General features: G+C 58.0%; 22 protein-coding genes and 1 pseudogene. 9 read left to right on the forward strand and 14 right to left on the reverse strand.

The window, feature by feature from the left end:
* Positions 1–579: 579 nt before the first annotated feature.
* Positions 580–939: a hypothetical protein gene (locus AC0L17_RS06930; protein WP_473515259.1), complete on the reverse strand. Its 360-nt coding sequence runs from the start codon at positions 937–939 to the stop codon at positions 580–582.
* 148 nt (positions 940–1,087) lie between these two features.
* On the opposite strand from AC0L17_RS06930, the gene AC0L17_RS06935 reads away from it, so the two are divergent.
* Together AC0L17_RS06935 and AC0L17_RS06940 are read left to right on the forward strand one after the other, a co-directional pair.
* Positions 1,088–2,320, forward strand: a complete 1,233-nt coding sequence (locus AC0L17_RS06935; protein ID WP_473515260.1) for a DUF4331 family protein — start codon at positions 1,088–1,090, stop codon at positions 2,318–2,320.
* A gap of 11 nt (positions 2,321–2,331) precedes the next feature.
* Entirely contained in the window at positions 2,332–3,345 is a 1,014-nt protein-coding gene (locus AC0L17_RS06940; protein ID WP_473515261.1) for a tetratricopeptide repeat protein, read from the forward strand.
* Between the two features lie 120 nt (positions 3,346–3,465).
* Here the strand turns inward: AC0L17_RS06940 and AC0L17_RS06945 are convergent, their stop codons facing one another.
* Both AC0L17_RS06945 and AC0L17_RS06950 read right to left on the reverse strand, forming a co-directional pair.
* A complete protein-coding gene (locus AC0L17_RS06945; RefSeq protein ID WP_473515262.1) occupies positions 3,466–4,908 on the reverse strand; it encodes a Dyp-type peroxidase in 1,443 nt (480 codons plus the stop codon).
* Positions 4,909–4,969: 61 nt separating this feature from the next.
* Positions 4,970–5,704 carry a twin-arginine translocation signal domain-containing protein gene (locus AC0L17_RS06950; RefSeq protein ID WP_473515263.1) on the reverse strand — a complete coding sequence of 245 codons (735 nt, stop codon included), beginning with the start codon at positions 5,702–5,704 and terminating at the stop codon, positions 4,970–4,972.
* A gap of 1,503 nt (positions 5,705–7,207) precedes the next feature.
* Here AC0L17_RS06950 and AC0L17_RS06955 point away from each other — a divergent pair.
* Entirely contained in the window at positions 7,208–7,600 is a 393-nt protein-coding gene (locus tag AC0L17_RS06955; protein ID WP_473515264.1) for a hypothetical protein, read from the forward strand.
* Between the two features lie 379 nt (positions 7,601–7,979).
* On the opposite strand, the gene AC0L17_RS06960 is transcribed toward AC0L17_RS06955, so the two are convergent.
* From AC0L17_RS06960 to AC0L17_RS06980, 5 genes are all read right to left on the reverse strand, one after another.
* Positions 7,980–8,273, reverse strand: a complete 294-nt coding sequence (locus AC0L17_RS06960) for a hypothetical protein (RefSeq protein WP_473515134.1) — start codon at positions 8,271–8,273, stop codon at positions 7,980–7,982.
* A 326-nt stretch (positions 8,274–8,599) separates the two neighbouring features.
* Positions 8,600–9,400, reverse strand: a complete 801-nt coding sequence (locus AC0L17_RS06965; RefSeq protein WP_473515358.1) for an endonuclease/exonuclease/phosphatase family protein — start codon at positions 9,398–9,400, stop codon at positions 8,600–8,602.
* 153 nt (positions 9,401–9,553) lie between these two features.
* Complete coding sequence (locus AC0L17_RS06970; protein WP_473515265.1) at positions 9,554–11,014, reverse strand: phospholipase D-like domain-containing protein; 1,461 nt, start codon at positions 11,012–11,014, stop codon at positions 9,554–9,556.
* 214 nt (positions 11,015–11,228) lie between these two features.
* The gene (locus AC0L17_RS06975) at positions 11,229–11,840 is read right to left on the reverse strand and encodes an ATP-dependent DNA ligase (RefSeq protein ID WP_473515266.1); all 612 of its coding nucleotides are present in this window, start codon (positions 11,838–11,840) and stop codon (positions 11,229–11,231) included.
* A 565-nt stretch (positions 11,841–12,405) separates the two neighbouring features.
* Positions 12,406–13,548 carry a helix-turn-helix domain-containing protein gene (locus tag AC0L17_RS06980; RefSeq protein ID WP_473515267.1) on the reverse strand — a complete coding sequence of 381 codons (1,143 nt, stop codon included), beginning with the start codon at positions 13,546–13,548 and terminating at the stop codon, positions 12,406–12,408.
* Between the two features lie 229 nt (positions 13,549–13,777).
* Between AC0L17_RS06980 and AC0L17_RS06985 the strand changes: the two genes are divergently transcribed.
* Both AC0L17_RS06985 and AC0L17_RS06990 read left to right on the forward strand, forming a co-directional pair.
* Positions 13,778–14,065 (forward strand): hypothetical protein, encoded by a 288-nt coding sequence (locus tag AC0L17_RS06985; RefSeq protein ID WP_473515268.1) that lies wholly within the window; start codon positions 13,778–13,780, stop codon positions 14,063–14,065.
* A gap of 100 nt (positions 14,066–14,165) precedes the next feature.
* Positions 14,166–14,399: a hypothetical protein gene (locus tag AC0L17_RS06990; protein WP_473515269.1), complete on the forward strand. Its 234-nt coding sequence runs from the start codon at positions 14,166–14,168 to the stop codon at positions 14,397–14,399.
* Positions 14,400–15,110: 711 nt separating this feature from the next.
* Here AC0L17_RS06990 and AC0L17_RS06995 read toward each other — a convergent pair.
* Positions 15,111–15,407 carry a hypothetical protein gene (locus AC0L17_RS06995; RefSeq protein WP_473515270.1) on the reverse strand — a complete coding sequence of 99 codons (297 nt, stop codon included), beginning with the start codon at positions 15,405–15,407 and terminating at the stop codon, positions 15,111–15,113.
* Positions 15,408–15,569: 162 nt separating this feature from the next.
* On the opposite strand from AC0L17_RS06995, the gene AC0L17_RS07000 reads away from it, so the two are divergent.
* Positions 15,570–16,421, forward strand: a complete 852-nt coding sequence (locus AC0L17_RS07000; protein WP_027153958.1) for a LysR family transcriptional regulator — start codon at positions 15,570–15,572, stop codon at positions 16,419–16,421.
* A gap of 14 nt (positions 16,422–16,435) precedes the next feature.
* Here AC0L17_RS07000 and AC0L17_RS07005 read toward each other — a convergent pair whose 3' ends face one another.
* The 3 genes from AC0L17_RS07005 to AC0L17_RS07015 all read right to left on the reverse strand — a co-directional run bounded on the left by AC0L17_RS07005 (position 16,436) and on the right by AC0L17_RS07015 (position 18,296).
* A complete protein-coding gene (locus tag AC0L17_RS07005; protein WP_473515271.1) occupies positions 16,436–17,254 on the reverse strand; it encodes an ATP-binding protein in 819 nt (272 codons plus the stop codon).
* A 107-nt stretch (positions 17,255–17,361) separates the two neighbouring features.
* A complete protein-coding gene (locus AC0L17_RS07010) occupies positions 17,362–17,886 on the reverse strand; it encodes a plastocyanin/azurin family copper-binding protein (protein WP_473515272.1) in 525 nt (174 codons plus the stop codon).
* On the reverse strand, positions 17,883–18,296 hold the full coding sequence (locus tag AC0L17_RS07015) for a DUF5602 domain-containing protein (protein ID WP_027153955.1): 414 nt from the start codon (positions 18,294–18,296) through the stop codon (positions 17,883–17,885). Before AC0L17_RS07015 ends, AC0L17_RS07010 begins: the two co-directional genes overlap by 4 nt.
* 431 nt (positions 18,297–18,727) lie before the next feature.
* Between AC0L17_RS07015 and AC0L17_RS07020 the strand changes: the two genes are divergently transcribed.
* From AC0L17_RS07020 to AC0L17_RS07030, 3 genes and pseudogenes are all read left to right on the forward strand, one after another.
* Positions 18,728–19,243, forward strand: a complete 516-nt coding sequence (locus AC0L17_RS07020; protein WP_473515273.1) for a PTS sugar transporter subunit IIA — start codon at positions 18,728–18,730, stop codon at positions 19,241–19,243.
* Positions 19,219–20,238: pseudogene (locus AC0L17_RS07025) on the forward strand (alpha/beta hydrolase); the annotation flags it as partial. The gene AC0L17_RS07020 and the pseudogene AC0L17_RS07025, both read left to right, overlap by 25 nt.
* 33 nt (positions 20,239–20,271) lie before the next feature.
* Positions 20,272–20,481 (forward strand): hypothetical protein, encoded by a 210-nt coding sequence (locus tag AC0L17_RS07030; RefSeq protein WP_473515274.1) that lies wholly within the window; start codon positions 20,272–20,274, stop codon positions 20,479–20,481.
* 89 nt (positions 20,482–20,570) lie between these two features.
* Here the strand turns inward: AC0L17_RS07030 and AC0L17_RS07035 are convergent, their stop codons facing one another.
* A complete protein-coding gene (locus AC0L17_RS07035; protein WP_473515275.1) occupies positions 20,571–21,557 on the reverse strand; it encodes a DUF2950 domain-containing protein in 987 nt (328 codons plus the stop codon).
* Between the two features lie 20 nt (positions 21,558–21,577).
* On the reverse strand, positions 21,578–22,924 hold the full coding sequence (locus AC0L17_RS07040; RefSeq protein ID WP_473515359.1) for a DUF3300 domain-containing protein: 1,347 nt from the start codon (positions 22,922–22,924) through the stop codon (positions 21,578–21,580).
* Positions 22,925–22,945: the final 21 nt, after the last annotated feature.

The following is a 22,945-nucleotide window of genomic DNA, read 5'->3' on the forward strand; positions in this document are numbered from 1 at the left end:
AACTTTAAAAAAATTAGTAATAACAAGTACTTATGGAAATGTAATTTTAAAATCTACAAACATGCCCACAAACGCTTACTCGGCGGGGACATGATTGCCAATTCGCCGTCGGCGATGGACTTGGCGCACATTTTGTAAACCGAAGGTCGGCGGTTTGATTCCGTCCGGGGGCACCAGTTAATCCGGAAAAGCGATGTTAAATCATTAAGTTAGTGTTTTCCAGATAGGCGCTTTACACACTTCAATATACACTTAGATCGTCGCTGGACGCCCTTTTGCCGCCCGCCAGAGAGGGGTCGCGCCATGACGGAGCTCAGCGCTTCCCGCAGGTAGCTTTATCCGTATCTGCTCCACCGCTCCCCTGTCCGCTTCCGGCAAGCCCTCCAGGTCTTGCAGAGCCGTCAAAATCTCTGAGGTTGGAGAGCTCAAATCCGGTCCGTCGAAGCCCGTCGTGTAGGTAGTCATTTTCGCCCTCGAAAAATTGATCAGTCGGAATGCGCTGATCAATCGTATTTGGGGACCCTTACCGCGAAGGACAATGAGCCGTACATGTCTTGCCCTCAACAGTCAGGCGGATAGCTATTTTGCCTGCTCACCTGGAGACAGAGCTTCCCGACGCACCTGGCGAATGGAGGCATGGTCGCCGCGTCCCTCCCTGCGCCAGCGCGCGGTCCAGCGGTTGTGGACCATGCCGTTCAGTTCCGGTCGCAAGGCAGCGGTACAAACGGAAGTGTCAAGCGGGTTCGGTGCGTCAGCCATCCTCGTGAACAGCCGTGAGATGTCGAGATGGGTTGCATCCTTCTCACTGTGCCACGCAGCCGCCGCTTCACTGTCCTCCCGGCCGGTCCCTCTCACATGGATCACGCCGAGAAGCTCTGCCTCCAGGGCGGCGTGATCGACGGCTGTGCCCCGTGCCGCCCGGCGCAGTATCTCGGCCAACCCAGCTATCGATGCAGGTTGATAACCCGAAAATATCAGGGGTCGAGTTGGCGTGGGAATGCGTCACCTTCCGACCATCAGCATAACTTGACAGTCCAATACTAAGAGCGTCTACTAGCGTTCTCGCGCCAAATTGTGGGAGCATACAATGGTAGAGATCGATCGTAGGTCGGTCATTCTGCTTGGTGCTGCGCTTTTGGTTCCCAGCATCTGGCCACCGCACTCCGCGATCGCTGCGGATCACGGTGCAGGACCGAGGGCGACAGCCAACCCAGAAATCGACATTTCTGACGTGTTCGCCTTTCCCAGCCCTGAGCGTCCTGGGCACCTAGTGCTGATAATGGACGTTTACCCTTTCAAACAGATCGAAGCTACACGCCTCCTGTTTTCCGACGCTATCGACTACCGGATCCGCGTTCGTCCAGCGCGAATCGCTGCTACGGGCCCGGGGGCCGCATTCGTGGCCGGCGAACAGGAATGTCTCTTCAGCTTTACCTTTGCCGTGCCTAGGCAAAAAGGCGATAAGCCGATGCAGACCGGTACCTGCCATAGCCCCTTCGGTGACTTCGCAGTCCGTGTGGGGGCTGAATCTGGTACGCGGGGTGACGGCATTCATATCTTTGCTGGTTGCCGGCTTGACCCATTTTTCGTCGACCAGCTGTTTTCAGGCGGTCTCAGAATGACCCGCAAAATCCCCAAAATTACGGGAATCAACTCAGTCGAGGGACAGAATGTCCTGAGCATCGTCATCGAGGTCGAGCACGCCAAGTTGTTTGGTTCCGATGCTGGACCATTCGTTGCGGTCGTGGCCGAAACTGCCACAAATGGATCACTCAGCGCACGGCTCGATCGTGTCGGCCGCCCCGAAATAAAGAACTTCATCATGATGGACAAGGCGGCCGATACGGTGAACCGCGATCTGGACGTGCGCGACCTCTATAGCGAGGAGGATGGGTTTAAACTTCGCCCAGATTATGCTGGAGCGTATCGCGCACGCTTCAACGGCAGCATGGCCGTCTACGACAGTCTAGACGACAAAATCGACTGGCCGCTCGACGACAAGGGCATCCACCCGTTGACCGAGATGCTGCTCGCCGACTTTCTGATCGTAGATATGTCCAAGCCGTTCGACGAGGATGGATATCTTGAGATTGAGAGAGCGGTACTTCGGGGCGTACCACACAAGACCTGCGGCGGCCGTTGGCCCAACCACGACATCGTCGACTCGTTGCTCACGATCCTGATCAACAACGGCAACGGTCCCCGTATATCGGACGGCGTCGATCAGACGGCGGCGCCCGCGTCGCGCAGTTTCCCCTACCTGTCGAAGCCAAATCCGATTCCCCCGAAGCTTGCGCCACTTGTCGGAATACCGATGTGATGAATGCGTGCTTGTTTTCCGTATCGCCCCGGACGACGGATGGCACGATCGCTCTGTCGAACTTAGAGGCACATATCGATGGGCTCGAGCAAGGCGCTAGCCGTGGGGACCTGGAGAGCGACGCATGGGCGGGACTGATCGATCTTATTACTCTGCGGGCCCAGATTCTTGGCCGCATAGCAGATTACGAACGCGCGTCAGCATTTGCTGAACAGTGGGCTCTTGAAGCGCCGGCCGTCGGACTTGCCTTCCTTGCGCGCGCGCGAACGCGGTCCAGTCTGCATCGATTCGATGAAGCGCTGGCCGATCTCGATACCGCGGAGCGCCTTGGTACAGATCTTGAAACCGATGTCGAGAGGGCGTCGATCCTGCAGGCCGTAGGACGCTATGAGGAGGCGATGGCGCTTCGCCGGAAGGCAATAGAGTCCCACGCCGATTTCGAAAGTCTGGCGGGTCTTGCCTCTCTCTATGCTGAACTTGGGGAGATTGCGGCTGCGGAAACTTGGTTCGACGAGAGCTGCAGACGCTTCCGAAGCGTCTCGCCGTTTCCGATTGCCCAGCTTGAGTTTCAACGCGGCCATATGTGGTTGGTTGATGGTAACCTCAACTGCGCCCGCCGCTGGTTTGAAGCGGCATGGCGAAGATTGCCGACCTATGCGCAAGCCGATGGCCATCTGGCCGAAGTTAAGTATGAGCTCGGCGACCGCAGAGGGGCGGTCGCTCGGCTTCGCCGCCTTGCGTTCGGCGCCGACGACCCGGACTATGCAGCGCAAACTGCGCGGATGCTAACTGAAATGGGCGAGGTGGAAGAGGCCACTCGCTGGCGCAAATATGCTGAAGAGCGGTATGAAGAACTTGTCGCGCGCCATCCCGCCGCCTTTGCCGACCACGCTGCGGAGTTCTGGTTGTACGTGGGGGGTAATCCTCATCGAGCGCTAGCCCTTGCCATGCTCAACCTAGAGACCCGCGACACTCCACGAGCAAATTTGCTCGTGTCTAATGCTCGAGCCGGTCTTGTTCATTGAGGGTCGGATGCTAAACGGTTTCTAATTCAAACTTGCGACGCGCTGGGCCTGCTGGTTTCGCTTGCCGAGCGGCTCGGCATACGATCGGATCCCGATGGGGTGTAGCCCCACGAAAAATGCCTAACGATCGTGGCCCAATGCGGCGAGGTAGTGAAGCGCTCTAATGCCCGGAAGGAAAAAGTAGCTGCCTCCCTTGACTGTTGTAAAGGAAGGGAGGCCTGTTATCTTTCGACGAAGCGGGCGCTTCGGAATTGTCATATCGAAGGTACCATCCTGATTGCCGATTATTGGGTCGCGCTCGTTGCCAAGTTCGTGAAAACGGGGATCGTTTATCCATACATTCTGGGCGAACTCGAATTGACGAATGAGACTTGCACACAAGATGAACGAAGCTACGCCGCGATCAACACCATCGTCGGGCACGCCTTCCGGCAAAGCCGGGCCATAGGTTGCGCCACGGCGGATCATTCTGCGCCGTTGGATATTCACTGCAGTGTCTCGCGGGTTCATTCGCCTGATATGGGATCCGAGCGGAACGGCGTAGCCGTATGGGTCCATTTCGCCGTAATTGAAATCGTTGTTGCGCTGAGGGTCCTTGGCGAGAGCTGGATCGTCTTTCTCGGGCGCGAAAATGAGTGGGGCGCCGCTACGCCAGCGCCCCATCAATTTTGCTGCGATCCATTCCTGCTCCTCCGGCGTCTTGCCGTTCTGGCGCAAGAACTCGCGAAACGCGCCTACATGTTCCTGCAGCCTCCGATAGGCCATATAAGTGCCGTGTCGGGATAAGATCTCCGGATGAGGCAATCCGACTGGCGGTCCGTTCTCGTCGGGGTAGCCGAGAATGAATTCGCCCGCTTTGATGTACCCGCCTGAACCCGGTGTCGGTTCGACGCCGGCACCCTCGATCGCGACCTCGGTAAGTCGATCGCGATAGCCAAAATGATCGCGCGCATGATCGGCAGAGATGGCATCCACAGCGAGAGATGAAAGAACTTCCACGGAAGGCGTTCGCGCCAAAAGAGCCTGATGCTCACGCGTGCTCCGTTCGCGCTGCGAGACATCACGAGTGAACAAAATGGCGATGGCGTGCAATGCCGGACTGGAGAGGCCGCCGATCCAGTGATTAGGATGGTTCCTACCGGTATCGCCAAGTACTTCAGCACGCGCGACCATGCCCTGCCGGAATTCTTCCGGGAACGTTGCCAGTGCCTGTTCGTCTACCCCAAGCGCGCGAAGGCCCTGCCAGGTAAAGGCAACGGACACCCATCGTTGCTCTCGTTCGATCGAATCCCTGGCCTGCTGAACGGAAGCCACTTGGTCGAGAATTCCCGCAAGCCACAACCGCCCCTGGGCAGCCTGGCGAAACGAAAGGAATTCGTAACGACCCGTGAGCGCAGGCACACGGGCCAAAATGATATGCTGGAGATCATCGAGCTCAAGCGTGACGCCTCGCCGCAGCTCCTGTGCCAAGGCTTCTGTTTGCCCGAGTAGTGGAGCATTTGCCAGTATCGGGCTAAGACCAATTCCTAGCGCCAGTCGGTTAAATTCCCGACGTTTCATCATCGTTACTCCTACTTCGGAGTGGAGATTCGATTATCCGGAGGTCTTGGCCTATGCATCCGGATCACTGCATCTGATCGAGCATGGCGGATAGCGCGCTCTTTACTCTGAGCGCTTTTTTGACTTCGTCCCCGCTGACATACGGATACTCTGCGTATTCCAGAAAGCTTGGCCAGTGATGGTCGCGCACGAACTTTATGAACGCCGGCGCATTTGTTTGCCAATCCAACGGGAAGCCCTCCAGATTCTCGAACACGGTGGTTAGCCCTGAGCCGCCGAAAATCGCCACGGCATCTTCGGTGTACTTGTCAAAATCCGTGTCGAAAATTCCCTGATACATGAAGTAGGGCCCGCCACCGACGTCAAAGACCACCCATCGCAGGTAATGCAGTTTGAGAACTGCAAGAAGAGAGGGATTTTCGGCGACTCCCTTCTCAATTACCATTCCATGGTCGCGGACCACTTGCTCTCGGCCGGGCTTGATCTTTGCAATGATCGTGAAGCCATAGTTGGCCGGCGTCTTGGCAAACACCGGACCATAGCGGCCTTGCTCAAGTTTGAAGTATCCCTCTTTCGGAATCGCCATGGCTGCCGGCTTTGTCCAGTCTCCGGTGACGGTCGCGGCGGCTTCGACATTTTGTCCAGTCGTCGTCAATTGCGCGGTCATGATTTCGTTGCCGGAGTTGACCGCAGGCTGTGCCTCAGCGGCAGGCGGAGCGGTCAACGTCAGTGCGCTGACTGCGGTCGCCGCTCCAAGAAACTGCCGGCGTGTCGTTGTTGCAGATTGATCTTTCGACATGTTAGCTCTCCGCATTTTGACGCTATCAGCCGGTCTAGCAGCGTGTAGCAAGGTTAAACCAGAAACGGTTTAAGCTCTCGTCACCGCCGAAAAGCGTAGTGAAGATCGTACTGTCCGCTAATCGTACTGTCCGTTAGGAGGACGTCGCCGGCCCGAGTTCGGTCTCGGCCATCCGCGCGTATCAAGGTCCCCAACCGGCCAATTGACTGCGATCCGATCCATGGAGGTTGGATCAAGGCCCTGAATGCACTAAAGATGCTGGCAGAGGATCGAGCTCGACAACGTGGCACGAAACTGGGTGTCAAACAAGTGAATTTTACACAGGTAAGTGTCTCAGCTTTAAATTTTGTTGGTCTGGGGCCTATCGGCTTCTGTGGCCGAGCATTGCGAAGAGATTGTTCAACTGCTCGTGACCTGCCGCTGAATTTTCATCCAGCGGCGATTTTAGCCTTGGCGGTTAGTGTTACCGCCATAGGGCGCGGAACAAGCAACGGACGATCGGCGGAGCTGGTCGGGTTTGCGCAGCCGATCGTCCGTTACGGTGAGAATTGGCCTAGCTTATTGATCGCCCGCATGTTCCGCGTCCTCTCACCCTGCAAGGTATCCGTCGAACCCGGCCGGCCGACAAATCTACCCACAAAGAAAGGTTGGAATATGCTGCAATTCTCTGGAACAGTCCAGAACAGAAAACGGAAATAACCTACAGAGTTAATTGATGATTCTGGAATCTATCGGAATGTGCTGGGAGTACGGCGGAAGGACACTCCCTCCGCCATCCGCCGTTGATTTATCTAAGTAATTCATCGATTTGCCAGAGTTACGCACTAAGCTGCGGACAGTGATTTGCAGGCCACCGATGAAATTCAGCCCAAGATGGACATATGCTGCTTCGTTAACCCGAACTAGGCTCCCGCAATTTGCGAGCCTCGTTCCGATCTTAGGTTATGCCGTAATCTGGGGAAACCAGTTCCAAGACTGGATTATGAGATTTGACTCTTTTGGGGGAGCACTTCTGGCTACTTCCTCTCCAGCGAATCCATTTTCTGTATATGGGCAGCGTGATTATCCTCATTGGTTTGCTTATTTTTTGGGTCTTTTGTCCGTTCCAAATCAAAGCAAATCCCACACGACGAAGCTATATTGTGGCTGTTCAAGGTGACTGGGATCACGACGAAATGAAGCGGGCAGGCGCTATGGTGACAGAGGCTTCAATCCCGGCACCAGACTAACCAGGAAGAGTAATCTTGCTTGGGCGTGTACTGGAGAGGGACTGGCTTCTCGGCGCGTCTGCGGGAAACGCCGGAGCTCCTGTGCTCGCCGCGTATTTCGAGCTTTTGGACCGAAGGTCCCCCGCCCTTTCAGCGTTTTGTCTTGCCCTGTTACTGCTGGGCGGAGTGATATTCCTAATTCCCAGCGTGGAAGGGCTAGTACTGGCTCTGAGTAGAGTTGGGCGCATCTTCTTCCAGTAGAGAAGGGCCCGCCACATGAGGCCGGCGAAGCGAAGTGAGCTACGACCTACCGCCCAGGAACACGGGAGCCTTCGATCTGCATTTGACAGACTTGGAGTTCGAAGGACTACTGGCTTTCCTTAGATCTCAACAGAGAATAGGCCGAGCCTGGATTTTCGGCTCCCGGCGGTCTGGTCGGCGCCGGTCAAAGGATGTCGTTAAGCCCGCTGATATCGACGTTGCCATCGAACTCGTGGACGTTCCTGAAGCAGACACGCTACTGGCGATGTTCGATGTCCTGTTCGCTGCCAACGATTTCTTCGTGCATGGGCACCCGCAATATGGCCTCTCGACTACGGAAGGTCAGGCTGGCTTTGTTCAAATCGAGTTCCTGGCAAAGAAGGCCCGACCGTCGCGGCGTTCATCACCGCCGACGGCGCCACCCTGATCTTTGAGCGGGCCGGCTTGCTGCCGGGGTAGCTTGCGCGATCAGGCTTGACGCTCTGCCCTGCCGCGCGATGCTGAGTACGGCTTGGGGGATCATTTGCTTACCCGCAGTGGGAGGGGAACATGACTCCTGAGTTCTTTGGGAGTTGGCTGCTCCAAGCAGCCGTGATGCTTTGCGTCGTTGCGGGATTGGCAATGACCATCGTTGCGGTTCGCACTGGATGGAGCTCCATTGGTTTCGTGATGATCGGCTTTGCCAGGCGAGGCCGACACGAGTACATGCGGTCTGTGTCATCGATGGTCGAGAGATCCTGACCACGTATCTGCGGGAAAAGGGCTACCTGCCGAAAGGCGCAGCAGAATAGCTATGCTCGTCACCGTCAGCCGGGAGGAGTGTAGAGCGGCTCTCTGCATCGATGAACCAAGCACTGGCCATCGAGCGTCGGCACAAACCCTACCGCTGGGATTTCCGACCAGTCGCACGCATTGCTGTACCGGCGGACGTAGAGGGCATAGGTGTTCGGGCCGGTGGTCAGCACCGCCGAGCCATGGCTCTGGATTAGCGCCTGCGTCTGTTGGCAGGTCATGGCGCGGGTGTCCGGCCTGGCCTGGGCGAGGTTGGTGAAGGCAAGCATGACCGCTGCCGAGGTCAACGCAATTCGGCGAATGGACATGACGAGACTCCCATGATGAGCCATTTGGTTGACAAACTCGCATGTCGCAGGGCAGCTGTGCAATGGCGGCCTCCAAATCGGAATTTCCGGACTGGAGCAAACCGCCCGCCCCGTGCGAATTGACGGCGTGCCGCTGGAGCCCGCAACCGAGGTTTCGATTGCATTAGCTTTAACTCACGTATTCACCAGCCACGTGAGCACGCCCCCGAAGGCTCGCCAGGCCCAGCGACCTCCCCCGCAACCAAAGCCGCTGGGCCGCCCCGCTCCGCCAGTCCGGCTAGAGCTTCCCTTTGAACCGATCTCCATCCATGGGGCTGGGCAGCACATCACAGGCGAACGAATCCTATAAGCGGCAGATGATCGGAGGCGACCCGCGAAAGCGGCGTGTCATGGGCTTCGACGGATGAGATCATTCCGTGTCGATTTGCCATGATCCGGTCGAGCGACAGCAGCGGCAGACTTGATGGAAAGGTGGGGACCGCCGGTGGCGCGGGACCGAAAGTCGTGTGCAGCGTATTCAGCGCGGAACGGGTTCCGAGTCGCCATTCGTTCAAATCGCCGAGCAGCAGTGTTGGTTTTTCGTCCGGTCTGTTCATGATTTCGAGCACGACACGGGCCTGTTCGGAGCGCGATCGGCGCAGCAAGCCGAGATGGGCTGCGATAATGCGCAGAGTTCGTTTCTCGTCCAGATCGATTTCGGCAACCAGGGCTCCGCGCGGCTCCAACCCCGGAAGCTTTATCTGATGGACATTGCGAACGATGCCCCGTTTGAAAAGCAGGACGTTGCCGTGCCAGCCGTGTCCTTTGCCGTTTCCGGACACCGGCACCGGCACCAGGCCTGTTTCCAATTCGAGACGCAGCAGATCCAGAAGGCCGGCACGATCTCCAAAGCGATTGTCCGCTTCCTGCAACGCAATGACATCCGGGCCGATTTCCCGGATGACGCGACCGATTCGTTCGGGATCGAACTTTCTGTCGACGCCCACGCATTTGTGAACGTTGTAAGATGCGACCAGAGTCTCCGCGGGGCGTGTCCCTTCGGACGGCGCAGTCTTCGCCTTCTGCTTCTTTCTGTCGCGAATGGATTTGAGCACACTTGCAGGAAAGCTCTGTCCAGTTCTTTGCATGAGTCTGCTGTTCGTCCTCACTACCTTCAAGACTTAGCTTTGTCTCACTCAAACAGGATCTGCAATCGCTGCTTCCTGCCCTGACGAGATGCGGCGCTCGAAAGGAGCGATGGCTGCGTCGCCCGAATTGCCCCGGCCAGAACGAGAAAGCCTCTAAAGGTAGGGCGATCCCAGCCACAACACTCGGTCGAACAGGCGGACGATGAATGGCCGGGCTCTCAAGGTTTCGATCGTTACAGACGTGGCGGAGGCGATTGCCGATCCGATCCGCGCTTCAATCTCCGCGGCAAAGCCTGCATCAAGAACCTCTACATCAATCTCAAAATTCAGCCGCAGGGACCGGGCGTCAAGATTGGAGGATCCTATAAAAGCCCAAACTCCATCGACCGACAGCAGCTTCGAATGATCGAACGAGCCCTGCGTGCGCCATACGCGGCAATAGTGCTTCAGGACCTGATCGAATTGCGCCGTCATCGCCCGGTCAATAAGGAAAAGATTGTTTATCGCCGGTACCACGATGTCGATCTCGACGCCTCGCCTGGCTGCGGTCGTCAGCGCGCTGATCAGTTCCCGATCCGGCAGGAAATAGGGCGACATGATGCGGATCGATTTGCGGGCGACGGAAAATGCCCCGATCAGCAAGTTGTGGTTCGTTTCGATGCTGGCATCCGGCCCGGATGCAACCGCCCGCGCCAGCATTGGTTGACCGGGAGCCGCGGGAAGCGCGGCCACTTGCCAGGTGTCGCCTTTCAGGAGCTCGCCGCTCACGAAGCGCCAATCTTCGGCGGCAACCGAAAAAAGGTCGGCAACGACCGGTCCGGTGACCTGAAAATGCGTGTCCCTCGCGCTGGAGGAGCCGGCGAACTCGGCTGAGAATCCCTTTCGGATGTTCATCCCTCCGGTGAACGCAATCGTGCCGTCGACGACCAGGATCTTCCGGTGCGTTCTGAGGTTGGCGTAGGGAAGACGCAGGCCCATGACAATGTTGCCGTTGAAGAGGTCTGCTGTGATTCCTGCCTCTCGCAGGCGCCCAAGAATGCTGGGGACGGAGTAACGCGCCCCGACGGCATCGATCAGCACGCGAACGCTGACACCCCGCTGGACGGCTCCGGCGAGAGATTCCACGAAAAGCCGCCCGACATCGTCATTGTCGAAGATGTAGGTCTCGAGAAGGACAGTGCGTTGAGCGCCATCAATCGCTCGGCACATTGCGGCATAGGCCTCGTCACCTGTCTCCAATATCGCAATCGCGTTTCCCGAGGTCAGGGCACGCCGGGCCACCCTGTCGCCCAATGTCTTCAGGCCGGTGAAGCGTTGGCCGTACCGCTCGGCAATCAATTCCTCGGCGGCAAAGTTGCGCTCATGTTTTGCGGAAGCCGCCTCGCTGGAAAAGGGCCGCATGGCGCTGATCGTTGCACGACGGATGCGGTTTATGCCGGCAACGGCGTAGATGATCGCGCCGAGGAATGGCGACAGGAACATTACGCCGACCCAACCTGTGGCGGCGCGGACGTCTTCCTTCGTCATTATGGCGTGGACGATCCCGATGGCCGCCATCAGCACCGAAATGATCGCGAGGATCTGGGGCCAATGAGTCAATAAGGTCTGCAACATCGCCAAGACTATCCAGCGAGCGGTTGCAGAACGCAATGCAGCTCATTCCCGGCGTTGATACTCGACAGATCCAAAAGCGAAGAGCGCTGTCTCCTATGGTGGTAATCTTGCACGATCCTCAAATCGGTGAGGACGCCCCATGAGCAGCGATCAGGGCCATTGGAGCCGTACCTGGCTCGTAAACGCCCGCAACTCGGGAGTCGGCTTCTTCGAATTATTTGGCCTTCAGCCATATGTTCGACAGTCCGCTCCTGAAGCGGCTGTCGGCACGCTTCGAGATGATTCCCTTGAGCCCGATCTTCTCGACGGTGCGGAAGAGCGCCAGCGCACTGCCCTCGAAGTGCTCACTGTATTGGATCTTGCCGAGGCCAGGCTCAACCAGTTGCCATAGCGCCTGCTTGCGCTGCAGCAGCGGCAAGGAGACTAGATCGCGGCCGTCGAGATGGAGGATATCGAAAGTGACGAACACCAGCCGGCTCGGCTCGTTCCAGATCGCGGCTTCCAGCGCAGGGCAATCGGAAGCGCCCTGCTCGCCGGGAACAATGACTTCGCCGTCGAGAATGGCAGTCCGGCATGGCAGATCGACGGCTAGTGCGATGGGCCAGTATTTCGTGGTCCAGTCACGGCCGTTCTTGCTGTAAAGACGCACGCCGCCATTATCGATGATGATCTGGGTTCGATAGCCGTCGAGATTGGCCTCGTGGATCCAGCCCTCATCTTCAGGCGGCCGCTCGACCCGAGTCGGGATCTGCGGCGGAAGAAACTCCAGCCGGCCGCCATTGACTCGGCCGCCATCGACCTTGGCACGCTTGCTCAATGACGCCACCCTTGACCGTGCAGCGGCTATCGGCACAGGCAGCACGACATCACCCCAACATGATGCCTGCCACCTGTGCCGAGCCCCCGCCAAGCCGCCGAGCCCCCGCCAAGCCATTGCAGCATCTACGCACGAGGCCGATCTGTCGTTAGCTTTGCATCCTAATACTTATCCTGGCGTACATATCTTGCTCGGCGAGGCGCTCTTGCACCGTTCCGACCGGCTTATTGCTGTCCGCCGCCAGTCTACGCAGCCCTTTGCTGGGGAGATAATCCGGGCTGGAGCGGTTCGTCATTTCAAGGAACCGCAGAACCGCTCTATCTCCTTGTTTCTTGACTTGGCAAACATACGACTAGCGGTCTCAACAAGTGTCTTATGCTGCGTAGTTGCAATGCATGCTCCGCCGTGATGCGCGGCGACATCGATGAACAGTCGGTTGATAAATCGGGGATCGGCTATAATTGATGGCGCGGTGAACGCGACACGAAAATAAAAATATTCTGGTTCATGAGGCGGCTGATCTTCCCCGCCCTGTTTTAAGCCCGCCCCACTTCAACCATTCCCGATCTTGTACTCAGCTTCCGAGCGCTTTGAGCCAATGTTCAAAGGAAGAGGCCTCCTCGTGTCCGGCATGCGAAACAGAATGGGCGGGGCGCGGCAACACCACGGAGCTTCGGACTTCGCGGGGGCTGTAGCCGAATTCCTTGCTAAAAGCTCGGCTGAAATTAGCCGCTGAACTAAACCCGACGGCTTCGGCAATATTAACAATGCGCCGGCTGTCCGCCGGATCGCTAAGCGCAACATGGGCTGCCAGAAGTCGGCGACTTTGTATGTAGTGGAGAACACCACCGCTCGGTTCGAACAACTGATAAAGACGAGTGCGCGAGACGCCGAGCGCCCGGCACATTGAATCCGGCGTCAGATGAGCCGCATCCAGATTGTTGTGGACGTATCGACGGGCTCGCTCCATCAGCGCGACACTCACCAATTGTTCGGTGGCCGCGGCATGTTCCGCCGGGGGCGAGAGGCAGGCAATGATCATGCTGCGTGTTGCGTGCACGATGCGGGGCAGATCGTCAGCCGTGAGACTGCGCAGTCTTGCTTCGATGTTCTTGAGATAGTCGAGCAAAAGGTTGGCAAAGTTGCCGGACAGAATTGAATTATTCTTTGCGTCCAGGGTTGCCGCCGCATCGGCGAACAAATCACGCGGCAAATAGAGAAAGAGACTTTGGGATTCCGTTGCCCTCCCCCGAAACGGGTAGCCAAGCGATCTAATCTCCAATTTGCCCGGCTGGTTTTCCGCTACGCGGCGATCGACCTCCGTCCACGACCGGCCAGTATGCGGCAAAGCGATATACCAGTGATCGATCGAGCTGGACCGAAGCTTCGCAGCAGAACGCATATAACTATGTGCCGGTGCGCGCTGTTGAACGATCAGCATGCCGCCGAGGTTCCAAGCCGTGTGGTCGGCGGGAAAGCCATCGTCGAGCGATTTGTCATCCGGCAACTTGATCTCGACAAGCGGAGCCATATGCGCCTGCCAGGCGACGAATTGATCCTCTGGCGCCAGTTCGAGCGTCGAAAAGGTCAAAGGTTCGAGCGCCGGCGCAAGTGACGGGGCAGCCTCATTGTAAGGTTGAGCTTCGCGCGGCCAACGACGTCGATCGCGCTCAATCGCCTGCCTCGCAAGCGCCTTGTCCTGCCTCTTAGCGTCCATCGCGTAGTGCCGTATCCGATTCCGGTATGCCCATCGCCACCGCAATCATGTGGTGTATCACAGCCATCTGGCAAGACCAGCTGAACGCGAGTCCACAGAGCGCCATCACGCCTGGTTACAGCAAGAAATGCATTCCGAGATAAGTTTCTGGATGCGACGATAACGACACTCTTCAACCTAGCGTGTATAGAGTCTGGCACGGTGAAAGCGTAGTTGAAGAGACAACGAAATGAACGCAAAGCTCAAAGCAGAAGCTCGTCGCAAGATAATTCTTGATGGATATTTTAATAACGAACCTTTGAAAGATATTGCAGCCAAGGTCGGATGCTCACTGGCGAGTTTGAAAGTCACCGCCAGTAGACTCGGTTGCACTCGAGCTCCGAAAGAGGCGGCGGAATTTCGGCGAGGATTTCATGTCCCAGAACAAAAACTGCGGGATTACCGACAACTTATGATTGCTGGACAGTATAGAGCTCGCGAGTGCGCGCTGATCTTGGGACTATTGAAAGGCCAATAATCAGTCAGCGAGCAAACTTATTCCAATCACGCCTCAGCGGTTCATCGGCAAAAAAAGTCCGCCGCAAACACTGGCAACAGGCCCTGAAAGGTTCGCACAGATGCTGCGTCGGCGTTTCAATCGCACCTGCCTCAGCCCTCATGATCTGGCTATTTGCGAAAGCGTGTTCGATCAGGTTTGCGCAGATGAACACATGGACTCTTCAAGCCGGGATGCCGAGGCCTTGGCGGTGGCGATTGTCGCAATCTTCCGAAACATTACGACCAGCGAGCCCGAACTGCTGGATGAATTGAGGTCTCTTCGTCTCTCAAAGGGCGCAGAGAAGGCGCACTAGCTTGGCGGCTTTCCCTGACGAATTGTTCGCGTTAGCACAGCCGGATTCGCATCTGCATTGCCCCATTGAGTCCCGACAGAGTGTAGCCACAGCGCTTGCGAAGGAGATGGAAATGGGTTTAGCCCAAGACTTGTCTGATGTTGCGCTCACATTCGATTGTCCGGATTGCTCGCATCCGGCGGTAAGGAAGGGCTCAGCGCTAAGAACGATCGCGCACTTCAGATGCGACGGGTGCAACGCCAAGGTACGGATCACCTATCCGCAGAAGCTGGCGATCTTCGAAAAGTACAGGCTATTAGCCGCCCAAGGGGCATTGCGATAAGACGATCCGGAAACGCGTCGCCAATGGCGGTGACGCGGACCAGATACAAAAGGTCGATGCCCTGGTGGGTCTCGCTAAAGAAATGGCCCACCGGCAACTGGCCGGGTTAGAAAGCCCGGCAGATAAGGCCTGGTCGTGGTTGTGGTCGTGGAGGTCTCGCCCGAAGTTCCGCTCGTCGTCTGGGCAAAGGAAAGGCCGGCGGAAAGCGCCAACACGGCCGAGGTCAAAACGATTCGTTTCGTATTCCTTTCTCCTGTCTTAAGCGCACGACGCGCTCACAAACCAGCATGCGGACAGAAGGAATGTTCCACTGATGGGGCTCACCCTCGGAATCGTTCCGCGTGCCAGTGGATCTTGCCGTCAGGCCGGCGTGATCATGAGATCCTCGTTTACTCGAACATGATCCGAGAGGTTCCTCTTTCTGCGATTGACATTCTCCGAGCTTCTTGGATCCGCTCGGCCTGTTGTTTGGTATAGGGACCCATCGGCCGGGTCTTTTCATGGCCGCGGCGAACCCGACAGTACCAGTGGCCGCTGTCAGAGAAGATCTCAACCGAGGTCGGTGCATCGTTGGCCGCCGCCTTGGCGACCTCGCTGATGAATTTCACGACCTTTGAATGGTGCCGGGCGGGTGCAACCGTGCGCAAACCACTGGTGACGCTAAGTTCCTGCTGCACTGGGGACATGGTCGAACTCCTGTCGGTCATTTGCTTGCGCTCCCTCCCACCGGCGCTGCGCAGCATTCAGCGCAGAGCTGGGTGGATAATCTCGAAGCCTATTGCTCTGACTAGCTATATAGCAAACGAAATTGATTGACATTTAAACGCAATTTTTATGCTATATGTTTTATGGACATTGAACTCGCCCGGACTTTCATCGAGATCGTTTCGACAGGGAGTTTCATTCGGGCATCGGAGCGCTTGAATGTCGCCCAGACGACCGTAAGCGCACGGATTCGCAACCTCGAGCAGCAATTGGGCCGCGCGCTTTTTGTTCGCCACAAAGGTGGAGCTTCTCTCACCCCGGCCGGTGAGCAATTTCTGCGCCACGCCCCGATGTTTGTCCAACTATGGCAACGCACCCTTCACCAGGTTGCCGTGCCCCCGGGACGTCGAGCTGTTCTGACGGTCGGCAGCGAAGTCAGCCTAGCGCAACCTCTTCTGCTCGATTGGGTCCGATGGATGCGCGGGTCGCTTCAGGATATTGCACTTCGAGTACACGTCGATGTGCCGAAGGATTTGATCAATCAGGTCGCGTCAGGAATGGTCGACTTGGCTATCATGTACGCGCCACCCCACAGACCGGGTTTGAAGATCGATCTGCTTCTGGAGGAAAAACTCGTCCTCGTGACGACCAATTCCGAAGCGCGCCTCCTGGACGAATCCGATTATGTTTATATGGATTGGGGGCCGGATTTTGAACTTCACCACGGGATGAATTTCCCGAGTGCTGCGCCGGATCTTTCTTTCGATCTCGGTCCGCTCGCACTGAGCTATGTTCTTGCGACTGGCGGCTCCGGATATTTCAGGATGAGTTCTGTGCGGCCTCACATGGAGGCCGGCCGGCTGCACCTTGTGCCTGAAATGCCGCAGTTCTCCTATCCGGTTTACGCGGTGCAATCTGCAAGTGCGGACGAGAGCGTGGTAGGTCCTGCCCTGGCAGGATTGCATTCCGTCGCGAGCGCCGACATCAAATTGTAGGAGTTGTTGGGCGTCTAAAGGTCCGCTTGGATTGACGGGAACAGAAGGTCGACCGTTGTTCCAATCCCTCGCTCACTCTTTATCCGGATCCGACCACCAACCATTTGCGCCAATGCCTGCACTTGCAACATCCCTATCCCGGTGCCCTTCTCACCCTTCGTCGTGAAGAAAGGATCAAACACCTTTCGCAAGACTTCCGGAGCCATGCCGCAACCATCGTCCTTGACGCGAACGCATGCGTAGGTTTCGGGCCCGGGCAGGTCAGGCGTCGGGGCCGTCTGCACCAATCGCTCAGTGGTGACGCGGATCTCCCCGCCACTTGGCATCGCATCTCGTGCGTTCACTACGAGATTAAGCACTGCAGAGTCGAACAGCGCCGGGTCGATCAAGCAGTTCGGGATATCGGAACCAAGCTCCAGCTTGACGCGGACATCGGGGCCTGCGCCATATCTCAGGAAAGGCTCAAAAGACCTGAGGAATTCATTCAAATTGCCAGCGTGGATTTCGAGTTCCTGATGTTTTGCGAAGGCCAGTACCAGTGACGTCAGTTCGATACCTCGATCGATTCCCTGCCGCGCTGCAGCAATGTAGGTCCTCACGCTTTCGGGCTCCTCGGCTCTAATTTCGGCAAGCCTCAGGCCGGATCCGATGACTGCCAGGAGGTTTCTGAAATCATGGGCAATACCGCCAGTCATCTCGCCTAAGGCGGCAAGCCGATGTGTGGCACGCTCACGTTGTTGGGCTGCGGCCCGAGCACCGAGAGGCATATCTACCTGACGCTCGTCGCGCTTCGCTCGTGTTTCATTATCGTATGGAAACGCGCTGCCGGTCATGATGGTCGCCCCTATCGATCATTGACGACAAACAGGAAACTCGGGCTCCCATTCGCATCGTCGTTTGGGTTCTCCTGTTGCTGGTGTCACGCATCCTGCACGCATGCCTAGGCGCGCCGCACGATCCCTTTCGTCATGATGTCTTCGACCATCGGAAAGGCCTTGACGGCCTCTTCCGGTAGGTCTCCCTTCGCTCCGGTTAGCTCCGTCCAGTCATGCGCCTCGGGCTCGCCGACGACGATACGACCGACCATTCCTGCATGCTCATGCGGAATGCAGTAATAATCATAGACCCCCTGCTCGGTGAAAGTAACCGAAAAGCTTTCGTCGGGCAGTAGATAGTCAGAATCCCAAGATTTTGCCGCTTTGGGCATGCGGAGCGGCCGCTCGAAGTTTGCGGGATTGTATGCCGTCGTCGTGTGCGAATTGCCGGGATTGAGATTGGTCCAGCGGATCGTCTGTCCTGGTTTGATCAGAATGCCTATCGGGTCGAACCAGACGTGTGAACCGTCGTCGCGCCCTTGCATCTTGACTTCGATCATCTCGCCACCCAGCACGGCCAGAGAAGAGAGGGAAAGGGCGGCGGCGAGCCCGCCGCCAGCGCCCAGTATCTCACGACGCGTCAGTGTCATTTGGCGACCTGTGCCTCGTCAGCCGCCGAAACATGCCACAGCACGACATGGACATGCGGCTCTTCTACCCCCGGATGGCCGGCATTGTAGTAGACGTCCACATGGTCGACATTGCCGCCGGGTGAAGCGAGGTCGTCAAAACGCTTGTCCGGATTGAGGTCTTTGATCGGCAGCATGTAAATCGTGCTGACAAGCTCGCCATCGTGGTCATAGGCAAGGAATGGTCCGGCAGGCAATGTCGTCGGATCGACGAAAAGTTGGCCCATGCCCGGCAGGAAGTCGGGCAGTTTCACAAGCTTGCTGACCTGTTCGTAAGGAGCGGCTGGCGGAGCTTTGGTGACCTCATTCGCCGCCATGGCGCAAAGCGAACTGCCCACTGTCAAGGCAACTGCGAGGACAAGTTTTTTCATCACGGCATCTCCTGGTTGAAATAAAAATTGCGACGGCTGAAGATCTGGAAGTCCGTCTAAAAATTCGATTTTCACTTTCTGACACGGCATGTTCGCGCCCAGCTAGCAAGCAGGAGACTGTTCTGTTCGTCAAACGAAAATAACTGGCATTTAAAAGCATTATTTCTGTTAGTCAGGCCCGTACCTGTTTTGCTTGATTTTCAAAATATCTTCCACTACCTCTGAATTGCTATGAATATTTTCAGCCTCAATTTCCGGCGGGAGCCTAGACGCCTCAAAACGGGCCATTAGCCCGGACGCGAGAGAGTTCGCGTCCGGGACAGCCAGCCTCATCTCCACTCCTCAGTCCATTGAGAACTCTGTCCTGCTTGACCAGTGCGGTTGAACGCTCATTTGCGATCGCGTCTGGATCGACACGGAGGTTGACCCTGATGATCTCCCCCATCCTGTCAGAAGAAGACATTTCGCTTGATCTTGTGACGAAGGGAAAGCAATCAGCCTTGTCAAAAATTGCGATCAGGATTGCTCGGAGAAATGGGCTTGACGAGCAGATGGTTGTCCGTGGTCTTTTCGACCGTGAGTGTCTCGGCTCGACGGGCATCGGTCGTGGCGTCGCGATCCCCCACGCTCTGCTCGGTATGATCTCTTCGCCTGCCGCGTCTTTGACACGTTTGGCTCAGCCTATCGATTTCGACGGCCCGGACGACGATCCCGTCGACGTCATTTACACTATACTTTGGCCGGCCTCTGCCACGTCCGCCCTCCTCCCTGCCCTTTCCCAAATATGCCGGCTGCTTCGGGCATCTCAGGTTCGGGCGCGACTCCGACAGGCACGGACATCCGATGAGGCGTTGGCGATTCTCGAAGCTAAGCCGGTTCCGGCAATTTCCACCAATTTGCATACTTGCTGCTTCGAGCCTGGCGTTTCGGAAGCGATACCTCGCTGATCGAGTGGGACGAACTAGGAAGGGCGGGGCGGGAGTTCATCGCGACCGGACCGACGAGCAAGGGTTTAGGCTCGTTCCTGGGGATGGATGCGCGTGAGCCGATCCGCGTCTATGTCGGATTGCGGTCTGCGGAGACAGCCGAGGAGCGCGCAAAGCTCGCCCTCGAGGAGCTCAAGCGCGTCGGCGGATTCGATCGCTCGGTGCTGATCGTAGTGATGCCGACAGGCACCGGTCGGATAGACCCTGCTGCAATGGACACCGTCGAATATCTCCACGGCGGCGACGTCGCGAGCGTCGCCATGCAGTATTCGTATCTCACAAGCTGGCTGTCCCTCCTGGTCGAACCCGGCTATGGCGCCGAGGCCCCTCGCACCCTTTTTGCGGAAATCTACAGCCATTGGGCCAAGCTCCCGAAGGAAAGCCGCCCAAGACTCTATTTGCACGGGCTGAGCCTTGGCGCCTTGAGCTCCGAGCAATCCGCCGAGTTGTTCGAAGTGATCGGCGACCCGTATCAGGGGGCACTTTGGAGCGGCCCGCCATTTCCGAGCAGGATCTGGCGTTCCGTCACCGACGACCGCGAGCGAGGATCGCCAGCCTGGCTGCCACGCTTCAGGGACGGGTCGTATGTGCGGTTCACGAGCCAGGAGAACGGCCTGGCGATCCCGAACGCACATTGGGGACCGATGCGGATCGTCTATCTTCAATATGCGAGCGACCCGGTGACGTTCTTCGACTACCGGTCCCTGTACCGACAGCCGGAATGGATGGCGGGGCCGCGCGGTTCCGACGTGTCTCCCGAGCTCAAATGGTATCCGGTCGTGACGCTTCTCCAGTTCACCGTCGACATGGCGATGGCCACAACGGCCCCGATGGGGTACGGGCATGTATATGCGCCGGAGCATTACATCGATGCCTGGATCGAAGTGACTGACGTTCGGGGATGGACCGCGGAGCAGATCAACCGGCTGAAGCTGGAATTTTTGCGACGGCGGTGAAGGGAGCGGCTGGCGAAGGCCAAGCGCCTGGACGTGTGCCGTTCACGACCATTCCGGGCGCGCCTGAGCTGCGCCTCCAACTGGCCGAAGACGTCGGCCGCGGCGGCAGCCGCCTGCTTCTCGTCGTTTCCGACCTGCACCGTCGGCTGGGCGAAATTGATGCCGTTCGCCGGGAAGGCCTGCTGGATCATGGTGCAGGCGCGCCGCCTGACGACGGTCTGGTGGCCGGGCCTGGTCATGTAGGCGAAGCTCAGTTCCATGGCACCACTTCTGCCACAGCGCAGGGTTTCGCCGATCGACTCGGAAATAACCCGGCTTTTGATCCATTTTTCTCAGTCGCCCACGACCTGCCAGGTATCGTCCGGATCGAAGCGGTCGATGTATTTGACGATCTGCTCGGTGGTTGGCCCGAGATCGGTCTCGTAGACGACGCCGTGCTGGTTGACGGCGAAGGTTTTTGCGCCTGTCTCGCCATATTTGGCCGGCCAGGCGATAAGGCCGAAGCCGGCGATCATGTTGCCGTTGATGACGTAGTCGTAGGCGCCGCCGGCGATCTGATCGCCCTGGCCGGTCAGGATCTTGTATTTGTAGCCGAAATAGCCTTCGCCCTTGGCCGCGTCCTCAAGTTCGGCCTGATCGATATTGGCGCCAGCCGGGCTCTCACCGTTGATGTCGTCGGTCGGCCAGTAGAGCCCGTCGGTCATGCCTTCAGTACTGATAAGCTTCTGCGCGAACTCCTCCACGCCATCCTCGTCGCGGTCCTGAGCCGCATAGTCCTCCTGCGCATCGACATAGGCGCGCATCGTCTCGATCGCGGTGAGCTCGTTCTCGCCGACATACCGGTTCACGATCTCTTCGAGCCCGGCATAGGTGTCGAAAGCCCACTTGCCGTCCTCGCCCTTGACGAGCGGAAACGGCAGCGGCCACAGCTTGTCGCCGATCTGCAGCGTGCGGCGGTCGCCCTCGCCATCGAGGACAAGCTGCTTGGCCACACCCTCCTTGATCGCCGCCAGCGTCTCGTCCGCGTTCTCGTCGGCCTTCAGCTTTTCCGCATCGAGGCCGAGTAGGGCCGCAACCGCACCGTTGCCGGCGCCGTTGAGCGCCTGCTTGAATGCTTCGACCGCTGCCTCGGGCGTATCGAAGACAGGCGGCTCGGCGGCGGCCGCAAAGGCGGTGATCTCCGGCGCATCCGGCGCATCCTGTGCAGCGGCTGGCTGCGAGACGGCGATGCCCACTGCAAGCGCCACCGCGCAGACAGAGCGGAGAAGGATCGTATGCAAAACTCCCGTGTGACGGGTGGTGCTGAACATCTGTGTCATTATCCTGTCCTCCCGTTCCGTTAACGCCCGCGTCCGCCGCCGCCGCGCTTGATCTGCTTGTGGCCGCCACCGCCGCGCTGGCCGCCGCCCATCGACTTGTGGCCACGGTTGGAGCTGACCTTGGTCACCTTGCCGCGATCGACGTTGCCAAGCCCCGACGGTTTCTTCGGCCGGTTGTCGACCCTTGCCGCAGGTTTTGGCTTGCCAGCCGGACGATTGACCTTTGCCGGTTTGGCGGTTGGGCGGTTGGCGGTCGGGCGGTCGGCGACGGCGGGCCTGGCTTCTGGGCGTTTGACGTTCGGCCTGTTGCCCGGCCTGTTTGCCGCCTGACCGCCCTGGCCCTTCAGCCCGTCGAGCGTGCTCTTGCGCACGTCTCTCGTTCCCGCCGTCTTGCCCGGCGCCCTGTTGGCGAGGCTGTCGTTCTTCTTGATGTCGCGGGCGCGGTCGCGGATGGCGTTGTCGCCATTCTTCTCGATCCTGTTCTTGATGTTGTTCTGGTCGAACTTGTTCAACTGATCGCGGTCGATCTTAATCTTGCTGCGATCGACATTCTTCCAGTCGACGTCGTTGATGTTGATATTGCCGTTGAAGTCGCGGTTGTTGAAGCAGTTGTTGCAGTCGATATCGATGTCGTTGCCGTTCCAGCCTCCACCCCATACCCCCCAGTCGTCCCAGTCGACGGCGGCGGCCCAGATGGCGCCCGTCACCGCCCCGGCGAAGAAGGTCGCGCCCGGATACACATAATAGGGGTAAGGATCGGGATAATAGCGGATCGGTTCCCACACGTAATCCGGCTCATAAAACATCTGTGGCGGATATTGCGGGACGTAGATCACTTCGGGGCTCGCCGACCTGATGACGAAATTGTCGTTCTCCTTGACCACCTGGATTTTGTCGTCGGTCTTGATGACGCCCTTGGCGACCGCCTCGTCGCGCAGCTGCTGGATGGCAACCAGCACGTCCTTCTGCTGGTAGGCGATGGCATCGCCGAGCGTCTGCGTCCATTCGAGGTCGTCGCTCATCATCTTGACGATGTCCGGATAGTTGAGCAGTGACACCACGGAGCCGTCCCAGCTGTCCTTGGGTTTCAGGCTCTTGTCTTTCTCGTACCGGTCGAGGAAGCGCGCCGCCTCGACGATCTGCAGCGGATAGAGTGCAGCAGCCGTGATCACAGCAATCAGCTCGTCCGGATAGAGCGCGATCCGCGCAACCAGGACCTCCATCTCGTCGGCGCTCAGCGGCTCCGGCGAAGTCGTCGCATCACCCGAAGCGTCAGCCGCCGCGACCTGTTCTTGTGCAAGGACAGGGTGCGCCGAACCAAACCCGGCAAGCAGCAGCGCCAGCGCCGCCGCGCCGACCTTCAACATCTCATTGCCCGTCATGCTTCG

The organism is Mesorhizobium sp. WSM4829, assembly GCF_055811475.1.